Source organism: Micromonospora sp. WMMD1219, assembly GCF_049315215.1.
Classification (GTDB): domain Bacteria; phylum Actinomycetota; class Actinomycetes; order Mycobacteriales; family Micromonosporaceae; genus Micromonospora; species Micromonospora tulbaghiae.
Map to the genome: position 1 here is coordinate 6293725 of NZ_CP186057.1, position 12734 is coordinate 6306458.

14 protein-coding genes are annotated in these 12734 nt (G+C 71.3%); 7 read left to right on the forward strand and 7 right to left on the reverse strand.

The window, feature by feature from the left end; genetic code table 11:
* The first annotated feature begins 41 nt into the window (after positions 1–41).
* On the forward strand, positions 42–749 hold the full coding sequence (locus tag ACN27C_RS29425) for a TetR/AcrR family transcriptional regulator (RefSeq protein ID WP_120570663.1): 708 nt from the start codon (positions 42–44) through the stop codon (positions 747–749).
* On the opposite strand, the gene ACN27C_RS29430 is transcribed toward ACN27C_RS29425, so the two are convergent.
* The 4 genes from ACN27C_RS29430 to ACN27C_RS29445 are packed head-to-tail and all read right to left on the reverse strand — an operon-like array spanning position 735 to position 4854.
* Positions 735–1868, reverse strand: coding sequence for an acyl-CoA dehydrogenase family protein (locus ACN27C_RS29430; RefSeq protein WP_422749464.1), 1134 nt, complete (start codon positions 1866–1868; stop codon positions 735–737). The two genes, ACN27C_RS29425 and ACN27C_RS29430, sit on opposite strands and share 15 nt — an antisense overlap.
* A gap of 21 nt (positions 1869–1889) precedes the next feature.
* The gene (locus ACN27C_RS29435; RefSeq protein ID WP_358172960.1) at positions 1890–2918 is read right to left on the reverse strand and encodes an LLM class F420-dependent oxidoreductase; all 1029 of its coding nucleotides are present in this window, start codon (positions 2916–2918) and stop codon (positions 1890–1892) included.
* Entirely contained in the window at positions 2918–4078 is a 1161-nt protein-coding gene (locus tag ACN27C_RS29440; RefSeq protein ID WP_422749466.1) for a CaiB/BaiF CoA transferase family protein, read from the reverse strand. Before ACN27C_RS29440 ends, ACN27C_RS29435 begins: the two co-directional genes overlap by 1 nt.
* Positions 4075–4854, reverse strand: coding sequence for an enoyl-CoA hydratase-related protein (locus ACN27C_RS29445; RefSeq protein WP_350815198.1), 780 nt, complete (start codon positions 4852–4854; stop codon positions 4075–4077). The genes ACN27C_RS29440 and ACN27C_RS29445 overlap by 4 nt, the downstream gene beginning before the upstream one ends.
* Positions 4855–4909: 55 nt before the next feature.
* On the opposite strand from ACN27C_RS29445, the gene ACN27C_RS29450 reads away from it, so the two are divergent.
* Positions 4910–5590: a GntR family transcriptional regulator gene (locus ACN27C_RS29450; protein WP_120573862.1), complete on the forward strand. Its 681-nt coding sequence runs from the start codon at positions 4910–4912 to the stop codon at positions 5588–5590.
* Position 5591: 1 nt separating this feature from the next.
* Here ACN27C_RS29450 and ACN27C_RS29455 read toward each other — a convergent pair whose 3' ends face one another.
* The gene (locus tag ACN27C_RS29455) at positions 5592–7082 is read right to left on the reverse strand and encodes an aldehyde dehydrogenase family protein (RefSeq protein ID WP_422749469.1); all 1491 of its coding nucleotides are present in this window, start codon (positions 7080–7082) and stop codon (positions 5592–5594) included.
* A gap of 75 nt (positions 7083–7157) precedes the next feature.
* Here ACN27C_RS29455 and ACN27C_RS29460 point away from each other — a divergent pair, with 75 nt between their 5' ends.
* Positions 7158–8309, forward strand: coding sequence for an acyl-CoA dehydrogenase family protein (locus ACN27C_RS29460; protein WP_422749471.1), 1152 nt, complete (start codon positions 7158–7160; stop codon positions 8307–8309).
* Positions 8310–8340: 31 nt separating this feature from the next.
* A complete protein-coding gene (locus tag ACN27C_RS29465; RefSeq protein ID WP_422749473.1) occupies positions 8341–8718 on the forward strand; it encodes a hypothetical protein in 378 nt (125 codons plus the stop codon).
* 420 nt (positions 8719–9138) lie between these two features.
* Here the strand turns inward: ACN27C_RS29465 and ACN27C_RS29470 are convergent, their stop codons facing one another.
* Positions 9139–9375, reverse strand: a complete 237-nt coding sequence (locus tag ACN27C_RS29470; RefSeq protein WP_422749475.1) for a hypothetical protein — start codon at positions 9373–9375, stop codon at positions 9139–9141.
* A gap of 1141 nt (positions 9376–10516) precedes the next feature.
* On the opposite strand from ACN27C_RS29470, the gene ACN27C_RS29475 reads away from it, so the two are divergent.
* Positions 10517–10786, forward strand: coding sequence for a hypothetical protein (locus ACN27C_RS29475; RefSeq protein ID WP_422749477.1), 270 nt, complete (start codon positions 10517–10519; stop codon positions 10784–10786).
* 49 nt (positions 10787–10835) lie between these two features.
* Here the strand turns inward: ACN27C_RS29475 and ACN27C_RS29480 are convergent, their stop codons facing one another.
* A complete protein-coding gene (locus ACN27C_RS29480) occupies positions 10836–11036 on the reverse strand; it encodes a helix-turn-helix transcriptional regulator (RefSeq protein WP_374539476.1) in 201 nt (66 codons plus the stop codon).
* A 157-nt stretch (positions 11037–11193) separates the two neighbouring features.
* Between ACN27C_RS29480 and ACN27C_RS29485 the strand changes: the two genes are divergently transcribed.
* Together ACN27C_RS29485 and ACN27C_RS29490 are read left to right on the forward strand one after the other, a co-directional pair.
* Positions 11194–11397 carry a hypothetical protein gene (locus ACN27C_RS29485; RefSeq protein ID WP_422749479.1) on the forward strand — a complete coding sequence of 68 codons (204 nt, stop codon included), beginning with the start codon at positions 11194–11196 and terminating at the stop codon, positions 11395–11397.
* A 737-nt stretch (positions 11398–12134) separates the two neighbouring features.
* Positions 12135–12734 carry a GMC oxidoreductase gene (locus tag ACN27C_RS29490; RefSeq protein ID WP_422749481.1) on the forward strand — a complete coding sequence of 200 codons (600 nt, stop codon included), beginning with the start codon at positions 12135–12137 and terminating at the stop codon, positions 12732–12734.

Here is a 12734-nt window from a genome sequence, read left to right on the forward strand (position 1 = left end):
GAAGCGCCAACCGCGTCACCGTCTCTCCCGGGAGGGCACCCATGGCCCGGACCGCTCCGGCGCAGGCGTCCTCCCCCGGTGCCGGTCACGACGAACCGGCCGGCCCGCCGGAGTCGCTGCTGGAACGCGCCTTCACCGAGGCGCTGCACAGTGCCGACGACACCGACGAGGTGGCCACCCGGATCCTCGACGCCGCCTACGAGCAGTTCTGCCGGATGGGCATCCGCCGCTCCACCATGGAGGACGTGGCCCGCCGGGCCGGCGTCTCCCGGATCACCGCGTACCGCCGGTTCGCCACCAAGGACCGGCTGGTCGAGCAGGTGGTCCGCCGCGAGTTCCGGCGCTACTTCGACCGGTTCCTGGTCGACATCCAGCAGGCGGAGACAGTCGGCGACCGGGTGGTGCTGGGCTTCGTCAGCGCGCTGGACGCGATCCGCCGCAACCCGCTGATCGGCGGGCTGATGAGCGTCGAACCGGACGTGCTCATCCCCTCGATGATCAGCGACGGCGGGCGGACGCTGGCGACCGTGCAGCGGTTCGTCGCCGGGCAGCTGCGCCGCGAGCAGCGCGCCGGCACCATCGCCGCCACAGTGGACGTGGAGGTGGCCGCCGAGCTGATGACCCGCCTGTCCTGCTCCTTCCTGCTCACCCCGAGCCACGTCGTCGACCTCGACGACGCCGACGCGCTGCGGGAGATGGCCCGGCGGTTCCTCGTACCCATGCTGGAGCCCGGCTCACAGGCCGAGTGACCGGCCGATCACCTCCTTCATGATCTCGGTGGTGCCGCCGTAGATGGTCTGGACGCGGGCGTCCAGGTAGGCGCGGGCCACCGGGTACTCGCGCATGTAGCCGTAGCCGCCGTGCAACTGGAGGCACCGGTCCACGACGCGCTTCTGCAACTCGGTGCACCACCACTTCGCCATCGCCGCCGTCTCCGCGGTGAGGTCCGGCGCGACCAGGCACTGGTCCACGAAGACCCGGCCCAGGCGCAGCTCGGTGGCGAGTTCGGCGAGCACGAACCGGTTGTGCTGGAAACTGCCGATGGGACGGCCGAACGCCTGGCGCTGCCGGCAGTAGTCGAGCGTCTGCGCGAACACCGTCTCGGCGCCGGCGAGCGCCGCGACGGCTATCGACAGCCGCTCCAGCGGCAGGTTGCGCATCAGGTAGGCGAAGCCCTCGCCCTCGGCGCCGAGCAGGTTGGCCGCCGGCACCCGGACGTCGGCGAAGAACAGCTCGGCGGTGTCCTGCGCCTTCTGGCCGAGCTTGTCGAGGTTGCGGCCGCGCTCGAACCCGGGCATGCCGCGCTCGACCACGAGCAGGCTGATCCCCCGCCGTCCGGCGCCGGGATCGGTACGGGCGACCACGATCACCAGGTCGGCCAGGATGCCGTTGCTGATGAACGTCTTCTGCCCGTTGAGAACCCAGTCGTCGCCGTCGCGTACCGCCGTGGTGGTGATGCCCGCCAGGTCGCTGCCGGCGCCCGGCTCGGACATCGCGATGGCGGTGACGATCTCGCCGGAGCAGAAACCCGGCAGCCAGCGCTGCTTCTGTTCCTCGGTGGTCAGGTCGGTCAGGTACGGCCCGATGATGTCGTTGTGCAGGCCGAACGCCGGCCCGCTCGCACCAGCCCGGGCCAGTTCCTCGGTCAGGACGGCGTGGAAGCGCCGGTCGGTCACCCCGGCGCCGCCGTACCGTTCGTCGACGAAGAAGCCGAGCAGGCCGGCGGCGCCCGCGGCCCGCCACACGCCGCGGTCGACGATGCCGTCGGCCTCCCAGCGCTCGTGGTGCGGGGTGATCTCCTTCTCGATGAACGCGCGCACCAGTTCGGCGAACGCGAGATGGTCGGCGGTGAAGACGGTGCGGTCCATGTGTCGGCTCCCTCCCCCGCGCTACCGGGCCATGTCCGCGACGGCGGCGACGAGGCGCCGGGGGTCCTCGCCCAGCGGCGCGACGTTCAGGATCGTCACGCCCGCGTCGCGGTACTCCTGGACCCGGTCGCGCACATAGCTCTCCGGCCCGATCAGGCTGGTGCGTTCCAGCAGTTCCGCCGGCACCGCGGCGGCGGCCTCGGCCTTGCGACCGTCCAGGTAGAGCTCCTGGATGCGGTCCGCCTCGGCGGCGTAGCCGTAGCGGCACAGCAGGTCGTGGTAGAAGTTGCGGCCCTTGGCGCCCATTCCGCCCACGTACAGGGCGATCAGCGGCCGGGCGAGGTCGCGCAGCCCGGTCACGTCCGGGCCGATGGCCAGCGGCCCGCCGGCCACCACCTCCAGCGGCCCCAGATCGGCGGACCGCTTCGCCCGGCCGGCCGCCAGCGCGGCGCCCCAGACGTCGCCCGCGCGCCGCGGGTCGTAGAGGAACGGCAGCCATCCGTCGGCGATCTCCGCGGTCATCCGGACGTTCCGGTCGCCGAGGCTCGCCACGTGGATCGGGATGCGGTCGCGGACCGGGTGGGTGAGGATCTTCAGCGGCTTGCCCAGCCCGGTGCCCTCGCCGGGCGGCAGCGGCAGCCGGTAGAGGCCGTCGTTCGTCAGCGTCTCGCGACGCCACACCCGCCGGCAGATCTCGATCACCTCCCGGGTGCGGGCCAGCGGCCGGTCGTACGCGACGCCGTGCCATCCCTCGATCACCTGCGGCCCGGACGCGCCGAGCCCGAGGATGGCCCGGCCACCGGACATCGCGTCCAGGCCCGCCGCGGTCTGCGCCAGCAGGGCCGGGGTACGCGAGAAGATCGGCAGGATCGCGGAGCCGATGTGGACGCGGCTCGTCCGGGCGGCGAGGTAACCCATGACCGTGGGCGCGTCGAAGCCGTACGCCTCGGACACCCAGACCACGTCCAAGCCGTCCTGTTCCCAGGCGGCCACGTCGTCGGCGCCGCTGCGGGGATCGGCGGCGTACGCCAGTGTCGTCCCGATACGCATCAGTGCGCTGCTCCCTGCTTCCGGCCGACGGCGCCGCCGTCCAGCCACCGCGGTAGGTGTTCGTCCAGCCCCCAGTCGGTGAGGACGGGCTCGGTGTCCGCGCCCGGCGCGGGCGGCGGGCCGCCGACGCGGCCGGGTGTCCCGGACAGGCGGGGCGCCACGGCGGGCTGCCGGACGCCGAAGTGCTCCTCGTACGTGCCGCGCGCTACCAGGTGCGGGTGAGCCGGTGCCTCGGTCAGCGACAGCACCGGCGCGACGCAGGCGTCGGTGCCGTCGAACACGGCCGTCCACTCGTCGCGGGTACGCCCGGCGAACACCTCGGCGAAGCGGGCGCGCAGCACCGGCCATCCGGTGACGTCGTGCCGGTCCGGCAGGTCCGCGTCGGCCAGCCCGAGCAGCCGCAGCAGTTCGGCGTAGAACTGCGGCTCCAGCGCGCCGACCGCCATGTGCCCGCCGTCGGCGGTGGCGTACACGTCGTAGAACGGCGCGCCGCCGTCGAGCAGGTTGCGGCCCCGCTCGGGCCGCCAGGCGCCCTCGGCGAGCAGCCCGGCGAACGGGGTGGTGAGGTGGGCCGCGCCGTCCACGATGGCGGCGTCGACGACCTGCCCTCGCCCGGTGGCGCCGGCGACGTGCAGCGCCGCCAGGATGCCGACGACCAGGTAGAGCGCGCCGCCGCCGAAGTCGCCGAGCAGGTTGAGCGGGATCTGCGGCGGCCCGCCGGCGCGGCCGATCGGGTGCAGCGCCCCGGCCACCGCGATGTAGCCGATGTCGTGGCCGGCGGCGCGGGCCAGCGGCCCGTCCTGTCCCCACCCGGTCATCCGCCCGTAGACCAGCGACGGGTTGCGGGCCAGCGCGGCCTCCGGTCCGACGCCCAGACGCTCGGCGACGCCGGGACGCCAGCCCTCGATCAGGATCGCGGCCCGCCCGGCCAGCGCGAGGACCACCTCGGCGCCGTCGGGGTGCTTCAGGTCCACCACGATCGAACGCTTGCCCCGGTTGAGCAGGTTCCGCCCGGGGTCGCCGGCCGCGAACGCGCCGGGTTCCGGCCGGTCGACCCGGACCACGTCGGCGCCGAGGTCGGCGAGCAGCATGGCGGCGAACGGGCCGGGGCCGATCCCGGCCAGTTCCACGACCCGGACGCCGTCGAGCGGGCCGCTCACGCGCCGGCCCGTGGGGCGAAGCGGGGTGCGCGCCCCTGGGCCCGGCCGAGCAGGGCCTCCCCGAAGTCGGCGCCGGCCAGCGACTCGACCATGAGGCGGATCGCGTCGGCGGCGGCCTCGGCGGCGCCGGTCTCCGCACCCGACCACACCTGCCGCCGGATCACCGCCATGGAGGCCGGTGAGCAGTGTTCGGCCAGGGCCGCGGCATACGCTTGCGCCTCGGCCAGCACCTCGTCGCGCGGGAGCACGCGTTGCACAAGCCCGATCCGGAACGCCTCCGCCGCGTCGACCTTGCGGCCGGACAACAGCAGGTCCAGCGCGGCGCCGACGCCCACGAGCCGGGGCAGCAGCCAGGCGCTGCCGTACTCGGCGACGAGGCCGAGCCGGCTGAACGTGGTGGACAGGCGCGCCTCCGCCGCCATGAACCGCACGTCGGCGTAGAGCGCGTGGACCAGACCGAGGCCGGCCGCCCCGCCGTTCATCGCGGCGACGATCGGCGTGCCGAGCGTCAACGGCAGGTGCGGCGGGAAGCCGAACTCGCCCGCGAGCAGGTCACGGTTGCGCTCGTCGAGCAGCGCGGCCAGCGCCTCCGGGTCGGCGCCGGCACAGAACCAGTCGCCGGCGCCGGTCACCACGACCGCCCGTACCTCCGGGTCCGCGTCCGCCGCCACCAGGGCCGCGTAGTAGTCGCGGAACATCTCCAGCGTCATCGCGTTGCGCCGGTCGGGCCGGTCGAACCAGATCGTGCGTACGCCGCCGCTGGTGGCGGCCCGCAAGCCGGCACCGACCGGCGTTCCTGTTGTGACATTTGACATTTGATACCCTCAACTGGTGACGGACCGCGGCAGGATCCAGAACGTCTCTCAGCCCCAGCTCTCCGAGACCGTGGCGAGCCTGCTGCGCGACCGGATCATGTCCGGCCAGCTGCGACCCGGCGAACGCATCCGGCTGGAGGAGGTCGCCCAGGAGACCGGACTGAGCATCACGCCGGTACGCGAGGCGCTGCTGATGCTGCGCGCGGAGGACATGGTCGAGCTCCAACCGCGCCGCGGGCACGTGGTGGCGCCGCTGTCCCGGCAGGACATCATCGACGTGTTCAGCCTCCAGGGCCACATCGCCGGTGAGCTGGCCGCCCGGGTCGCCACCGGCATCACCCCGGACCAGCTCGACGACCTGCGGCAGCAGCACGAGCGGCTGCGCCGCGCCGCCCAGGCCCGGCAGGTCAGCCGCGTGGAGCAGCTCGAATACGAGTTCCACCGCCGGATCAACCGGCTCGCCGACGCGCGCAAGCTGTCCTGGCTGCTGAGGACCGTGACCCGCTACACGCCGTCGCGGTTCTACGCCGCCGACCCCGAGTGGCGGGCGGGCATGATCGCCGATCACGAGGCGCTGCTCGACGCGCTCGAAGCCCGCGACCCGGAGGCCGTCCGGCCGGTCATGGCCCGGCACTTCACCGACGGCGCGGAACGGCTGGTCAAGCACCTCGACGGGCTGGGCGTGTGGAACGAGTGAGTCACCGGCGGCCATGACGCCACGCGAACATCGCCAGCGAACGCCTCATGGCGGAGGCGGACGGCTGGAGCGTCATCACCTCGATCAGCGGCCGGAACCGCTGCCACGTCACCGATCGCGCCCGGCTGAACTCGCGCAGGCCGTCCGCGCCGTGGACCCGCCCGAACCCCGAGTCGCCCACACCGCCGAAGGGCAGTGACGGCACGCCCGCGTACCCCAGCACGGAGTTGACCGACACCGCGCCGGCCCGCAGCCGCCCGGCGAGCGCCAGGCCACGGCGGCGGTCGCGGGTGAAGACCGAACCGGAGAGGCCGTAGCTGGTCGCGTTCGTCCGGCGCACCGCCTCGTCGGCGTCGGCCACCGGGTTGACCACGAGCACCGGGCCGAACGTCTCCTCGGTGACGGCGGTGCTGTCCTCGGGCACGTCGGTCAGCACGACCGGCTCCACGAACGGGGGCCGCACCGAATCCGCGCCACCGACCACCGCCCGGGCGCCCCGGTCGAGCGCGTCGGTGACGTGGCGCCGCACGACGTCCGGCTGGGTGGGCGTGGTCATCGGCCCGTACGGCGCGTCCGGCTCGGCGCCCGGCCGGACCTGCCGCGCCAGCTCGGTGAGCGTGGCCAGGAACGGCTCGTAGACGGGCCGTTCGACGTAGACGCGCTCGACGCCGGCACACGTCTGCCCGGCGTTGCCCAGGCCGCCGAAGACCGCCGCCCGCGCGGCCGCGTCCAGGTCGGCGTCGGCGGTGACGATCAGCGCGTCCTTGCCGCCGCCCTCGATCACCACCGGCGTCAGGTTCTCGGCGCAGGCGGCCATGACCGCGCGCCCGGTCGCGGCCGACCCGGTGAACGCGATCTTGTCGGCCGACGCGCGGCACAGCGCGGCGCCGGTCGTGCCGTCGCCGGTCACCACCTGAAGGACCGGGTGGTCGGGGAACAGCTCGTGCCAGCGCTCGGCCAGCCACACGCCGACGCCGGGGGTGAACTCGCTGGGCTTGAACACCACCGCGTTGCCGGCCGCGAGCGCGTGCGACACCGCGCCCATCGGGGTGTAGACGGGGTAGTTCCAGGGGCCGATCACGCCGACCACGCCGTACGGCACGTACTCGACGGAGGCGGCCTGGTTGAACGCGAGCAGGCCGGAGGAGACCGACCGCCGCCTGAGCACCCGCGCGGCGTGCCGGGCCGCCCAGTCCAGGTGCTCGACGGCGAGCATCACCTCGAGCTGCGCCCCGGCGAGACTCTTGCCGGTCTCGCTCCGGACGATCCCGGCCAGTTCCTCGATGCCGCCGGCGACCGCCGCCTTGTACGCCAGCAGGTGGCGGCGGCGTTGCCGGGCGTCCAGGGCGGCCCACCAGCCGGCCGCCTCGCGGGCCCGCGCCACCGCGGCGCGTACGGCGGCGTCGTCGGCGAGGTCGTAGTCGGCGCGGTGCTCACCTGTCACCGGGTCGACGACGCGCAGCCGGCGAGGGTGCTCCACGAGGGACGTCATCGACAGCCTCCTGACATTTGATATTCGATAGTCTAGCCTTGCTGTCAATCCCTGCTGACGCGCTGGAGGTACGCGGTGGAGTGGAGCGACGAGCAACGATCCCTGGTCGAGGCGGTGCGGGACTTCTGCCGCCGCGAGGTGGGCACCCGCGAGCAGCGGCGGAACCTCACGAACGGCGGCCGGGAACCGCACAGCCCGGAGCTGTACCGCAAGATGGCCGACCTCGGCTGGCTGGGCCTGTCCCTGCCGGAGGAGTTCGACGGCGGCGGCGCCGGCATGACGGAGCTGTGCCTGTTCCTGGAGGAGACGTCCCGCGCGATGGCCCCGATCGGCGGCTTCACCACCTCGATCATCGTGGCCGCCACCTACCAGCGGTTCGGCACGCCGGCGCAGAAGAAGCTGATCCTGTCCGGAGTGGCCCGCGGCGTCATCGAGGCGGTCGCGATGTCCGAGCCCGAGGCCGGCTCCGACGTGGCGAACCTGAGCTGCCGCGCCGAGCGCCGCGACGACGGATACGTCGTCAACGGCCAGAAGACGTGGTGTTCGAACGCCCACCTGGCCGAGCACATCCTGCTGGTCGCCCGCACCTCCGGCCGGGCCGGCGACCACCACGGCCTGACCATGTTCCTGGTCCCCGCCTCGGCTCCCGGCCTGACCGTCTCCGGCATCGACACCATGGGCGGCCGGGAGGTGAACGACCTCTACTTCACCGACTGCGTCCTGCCCGCCGACGCCGTGGTCGGCGAGGTCGACAACGGCTGGCGGCAACTGATGGCCGGGCTCAACATGGAGCGGCTCATCCTCGCCAGCGTCATGCTCGGCACCGCGCAGCGGGCGTTCGACGACGTCGTGGAGTACGTCAAGGACCGGCGGCAGTTCCGCCGGCCGATCGGATCGTTCCAGGTGCTCCGGCACCGGCTGGCCGACCTGGCCACCGAGATCGAGTGCGCCCGGCTGCTGGTCCACGACACCGCCGCCAAGGTCGACAAGGCGCCGGACACGGTGCTGCCCCGGGAGAGTTCGATGGCGAAGCTCAAGGCCACCGAGACCGCCCGCCGGGTCACCCTGGACGCGATGCAGATGATGGGCGGCTACGGCTACACCACCGAGTTCGACATGGAACGCCTCGTGCGCTCGTCGATCGTGTCCACCGTCTACGGCGGCGCCAGCGAGATCCAGCGCGAGATCATCGCCAAGACGTACGGCCTGTCCGAGCAGATGTCCTGACCCACCCAGCCCTTCGGTCGATCGGAGGCACGTGCACCTGTCCGACCGCCAGCGCGCCGCCCTGGCGAGCATCTGCGACACGTTCGCGCCGGGTGACGGCGCCGGGATCCCGTCGGCCAGCCGGCTCGGCGCGACCGAGGTGATGGCCGCACTCGTCCTGCACAATCCGCGCGCCGCCGAGGTCCGGCAGTTCCTGCGGCTGCTGGACCGGTGGGACTCCCCCGCCACCCAGTTCGTCCTCGGCGGTTCCGCGCGGCCGTTCTCCCGGCAGTCGCAGGAGCGCCGGGAGCGGACGCTGCTCGCCCTGGCCGGCGTGTGGGCGGTGCCGGCCGTGGTGTCCGCCGCGCTGGCGTGGCGGCGGACACGAGCAGTGTCCGCCGTGTCCGGGCCGGACAGCGCGGACACGTAGCAGCCCGGACACCTGGACAGGGTGGGCAGCGCGCTCGGACAAGAATGGATGTCCGGCGCGCCCGTGGTCCTGTCCGGACAGGGTGGGTAACCTGGGTTGTCCGGTCCGGTCTTCCCAGGTCAACGACGACTCGCGCCCGGTCCGGGCATGCCCAGCCTGTCCGCCCGGACAAAGTCCGGGCGGACACCACTCGGTGTCCGGACAATCGGGTGTCGATGAAGCCGGACACGGACATGGTCAGCTGTCCGGAGTCCTCATACCAATCAGACGGTCCACCTTGGACATTTTTGGGTGCCCGTCCGGGCACGTAGTCCATGAAGTTCGTGATCGGGGCGGCGCGCTCGCTGCGCTCATAGAGCGGGCGCCGCAGGCTCGGCGGGATCCGTGCCTTCTGATGCAGCACCGACCCCGCCGAACGGGTCAACGACGGGTGCCGGTACCCCTACGCCACCAGTTCACGCCGATCGCCCCCACGACGATGCCCGCGATGGCCTTGATGGCCGCGTCAGCGACGGTCTGCCCGGTGTCGAGAGCGATCCAGAGGATCGACCCCATGCCGGCCACCGCCACCAGAACAACGCCCCAGTTCGGTCCGCTGTCAGGGCTGCTAGCGCCCCTGACCTGTCTCTTTCCACGCTCGCTCGTTACTGTGGTCATGTGGTTGCGTTTCTCCTTACGTAGTGATCCTTCGCGTGGACACTTGGACTGACGTGATCATTGCGGCGGCCCCGGGGCCTGACTCCCCGGGTGCCGCTGACCCCAGTTCAACCGGAATCGTGCGGTCACCTCATTGGACGTACCGTAACGGCTCGGTCCGAAGGATCGGCGGCACCGGAACGCACCGGGTTGCTGCTCCCTTAACAGCCAGCCAGCTAAGTGGGTTCCCTCGCGACTGGAACTGCCCTGCGCTTCCACCGGTAGGCAGTCCCGCAGGAGGTAGGCACCAGGGAAGCACAGCGACCCGACAGCAGAGCGGCCGTGCGATGTGGGCTACGCGCCCGGACCCGTCGATCTGGTGCGTATAGTCGGGCCGGTCGCGCAGACTTACGGCCAAGTCATGCCCCGGATGCTGCTGCGCTTCCTGCACCCCGAACCTAACTGGCAGGACTCCAGACACGATGTCGCTGTTGCGCCGGACACACGAACTTGTCGCTGCATCCCGCTGAGAGAGGCAACTCTGACCGATGCGTTTTCCCTGATCAACAGCGATGCGCCACGGCGCCTGCCTCCGCCGTGCACAGTGGCTCGGTCAGCATCATGACGAGTGGAGAGCCCGCACCCGTCGGCCACCGCCGGACCATCTCGCCCCCTGAGGCCTGCCCGCTCAGAGATGAACTCGCTCTATAGGAAGTCCATCCGCGCAGCACCTCAGAGGCGTTGTGCAGGGCCGCCCTGCCCCGGTGCTGGGTGGCAACGATGCGTTGATCAGGTTTATGTGGAGCGACCGGTCACGGGCCAGCCGCGCCGCGCATAAACCCAAAGTGCTACGAAGCTTGGTACCAGCGGACAAGCACATGACCGGTGACGTGTTCTGGGGCAACCTGCTGGACGGGTTCTTCAACCTGGTGGGCACGAACGCCGGTTCGCCCGGGAGGACGACGCACGCCCCGAATGAACGCCGGAAAGCGCCATGAGCAGGAGATCGCCGCGCTGGAGCAACGTCCGGAGGCGGCCGTGGCCGGGCGGGCGGTGGCGGAAGGCACCCGGTCTGGGCGTTGTCGTCCACCCGACAGATCGGCCAATGCAACCAGGCGGGACGGTCAGGATCGCGGGACGGCCGGACTACAGAGGGGGACGCATGGCGAAGCGCGTGGACTACAAGGCGACGGCGGCGGACTACCTGCGCTCCGCAGAGCGCAGAAACGACGAGTTGGGAGTGAAGCTCGATGCGGACGACCTACGCCGGTACGGCGCGGCGTACGCGGCCCTGGCCGTAGCGCAGGAGCTAGGGGAGTTACGCGACGCGGTGAGCGGGGTAGAGAGCGCCCTGAAGGATAATGACAACATCGGGGCAGGGGATCACCTGAAGTACATCTCCGATTGGCTGAACAAGATTTCGCGCAAGTAGTCCCTCACGCGACACGGCCCGGACCGCGCGCGGTCCGGGCCGTGTCGCGTCAGCTCTCGTCCGGTGCCTGGTTCGGCCGGTACCGCTTGATCCACGCTTCCACGTCCGCGCGGTCCCAGACGCGAACCTTGCCGCTCGCCACGGTGTCGATCGGCGCCGGGAAGGTGGACCGGTTGGTGATCTCGGTCGCCCGCGTGCGCGACACGCCACCGAGCATGTCCGCGATATCGGAGAGCGCCACAAGCCTCACGTCGTGACCGTATGCACATGCAACCCGTGCACATTGACACTTCCAACCTTGACGGTGTGCACGTTGCAGGGGAGGCTGGTGAGGCACACCCGGTGAGCGGTCCGGGTACCTGATCGGAGATCGGTGCCCGGACCTGCCTGTCTCAGGAGGTCTGACCGTGCCGATGGATGACGGACCGATCACGCCTGCACTGGTCATCCGGACCGCGCAGCGGGTGGTCACGCAGCACCATGAGCCGACCAGCGGGCACCGAGCCACCGGCCGCTGCATGCAGTGCCGGGATCACGAGTGCGGGATGCTGAATTGGGCGCGTGGCGTGCTGAAGGCGCGTCGCCTGGTCGGCAACCGCGCGAAGGCCTGACAGCACAGAGAACGGCCCGGACCGAGCGGTCCGGGCCGTTCCGTGTTTCCGCCTGCCGCAGGGTCGGATGTCAGTGCGCAGCGGTAATCACGCCCTGTCAGCACAGAGTAAGGAAATTCGATACGCTCCGCCTTCAGCGGAAGCCGGAATAGTAACGATTCGCTGGTCAGCGCACGTGACTCAAGCCACATAATCGAAATAATTTTAGTAACATAAAGCAATCACCACCAGCGGTCATTACTCTGCGCATCCCATTCACTACCGAAGCGCAGATGCGCGGAGCGCTGCTTGGCTGGGACGATGTACACCGAGAACGGCAGCGCTGTCCGCAATGGCGAACGGCACCCGGCTGGCACCGGATGCCGTTCTCGCGCCCAAACCACGATCTGAGTAGGAAGGTCGCCCGTTGAGTCTAGTTCCAAACTCCTCGCAACTGAAGAAGTCGGGGCAACAACAGCCGGAAATCACACCTCGCCTTCTGATCATCTTGACGCTCGCGGTCTTGGCCGGCGTAGTCGTCGCGACCTACCCCGACACCAACAAGCCGGTCACAGTGGCTTTGCTCGTGTTCTTGGTACTTGATCAGAAGACTGCGAGGCAGTAAGACCTGAGGGCAGGCGTGCCGCACGATCGTGCGGCACGCCTGCCCTCAGGTTCGGCGGGTTTCAGTGCCACCCGATCTCGATCCCCTCCGTTCTGAACCCGGTCCGCGCCGGCCCCGGATCACCTTGATCTCCATGAGCAGCCGCACGACGGTCCGGCGGGCGTCCGGGCTCAGGGCGTGCCACGCCTTCCCCACGTCCGCGCTGCTCACCAACTCCCCGAGCACCGAAGCGCCGCCCGCCGCCAGCGCGGCGGACGGCTTCCAGCGCGGCCAGGGGGCGGAGTTGGCCGGTGATCGTGGCCAACTGGCGGGCCGTAATCACGCCAGCCGCGAAACTCGCCGCCCGCGTCCTCGGTGGACTTGCCGTGCCCGACTCGCAGCGGTGCACCGCAGACACCGCAGACCGCGATCCCGGACAGCAGGTCGAGCCGGCCACCGCGCCCCGGGGGTAGTGGTCCGGTCCGGTCTGGTCAGCACGCGCCGGACAGCGCGCCACCTCTCCGGGACCGCGCCCGGGCAGGTCGCCATGGCCGCCCTCCACATCATGGGCGCGGCCCGGATGGGCGGCAGCGCGGCGACGTCGGTGGCCCGGCCGGACGGCGCGACGTGGGAGGTGCCCAACCTGGTCCTCGCCGACGCGTCCACCTTCCCGGGGTCGCTGGGCGTCAACCCGATGATCTCCGTGGAGGCCATCGCGTACATGAACGCCCAGCGACTCGCCGCCGCGCTCTGA

Coding starts and splice junctions, on each gene's coding strand:
- ACN27C_RS29425 (WP_120570663.1), top strand. CDS start 42: ATGGCCCGGACCGCTCCGGCGCAGGCGTCCTCCCCCGGTGCCGGTCAC.
- ACN27C_RS29430 (WP_422749464.1), bottom strand. CDS start 1,868: ATGGACCGCACCGTCTTCACCGCCGACCATCTCGCGTTCGCCGAACTG.
- ACN27C_RS29435 (WP_358172960.1), bottom strand. CDS start 2,918: ATGCGTATCGGGACGACACTGGCGTACGCCGCCGATCCCCGCAGCGGC.
- ACN27C_RS29455 (WP_422749469.1), bottom strand. CDS start 7,082: ATGACGTCCCTCGTGGAGCACCCTCGCCGGCTGCGCGTCGTCGACCCG.
- ACN27C_RS29470 (WP_422749475.1), bottom strand. CDS start 9,375: ATGACCACAGTAACGAGCGAGCGTGGAAAGAGACAGGTCAGGGGCGCT.
- ACN27C_RS29475 (WP_422749477.1), top strand. CDS start 10,517: ATGGCGAAGCGCGTGGACTACAAGGCGACGGCGGCGGACTACCTGCGC.
- ACN27C_RS29490 (WP_422749481.1), top strand. CDS start 12,135: ATGAGCAGCCGCACGACGGTCCGGCGGGCGTCCGGGCTCAGGGCGTGC.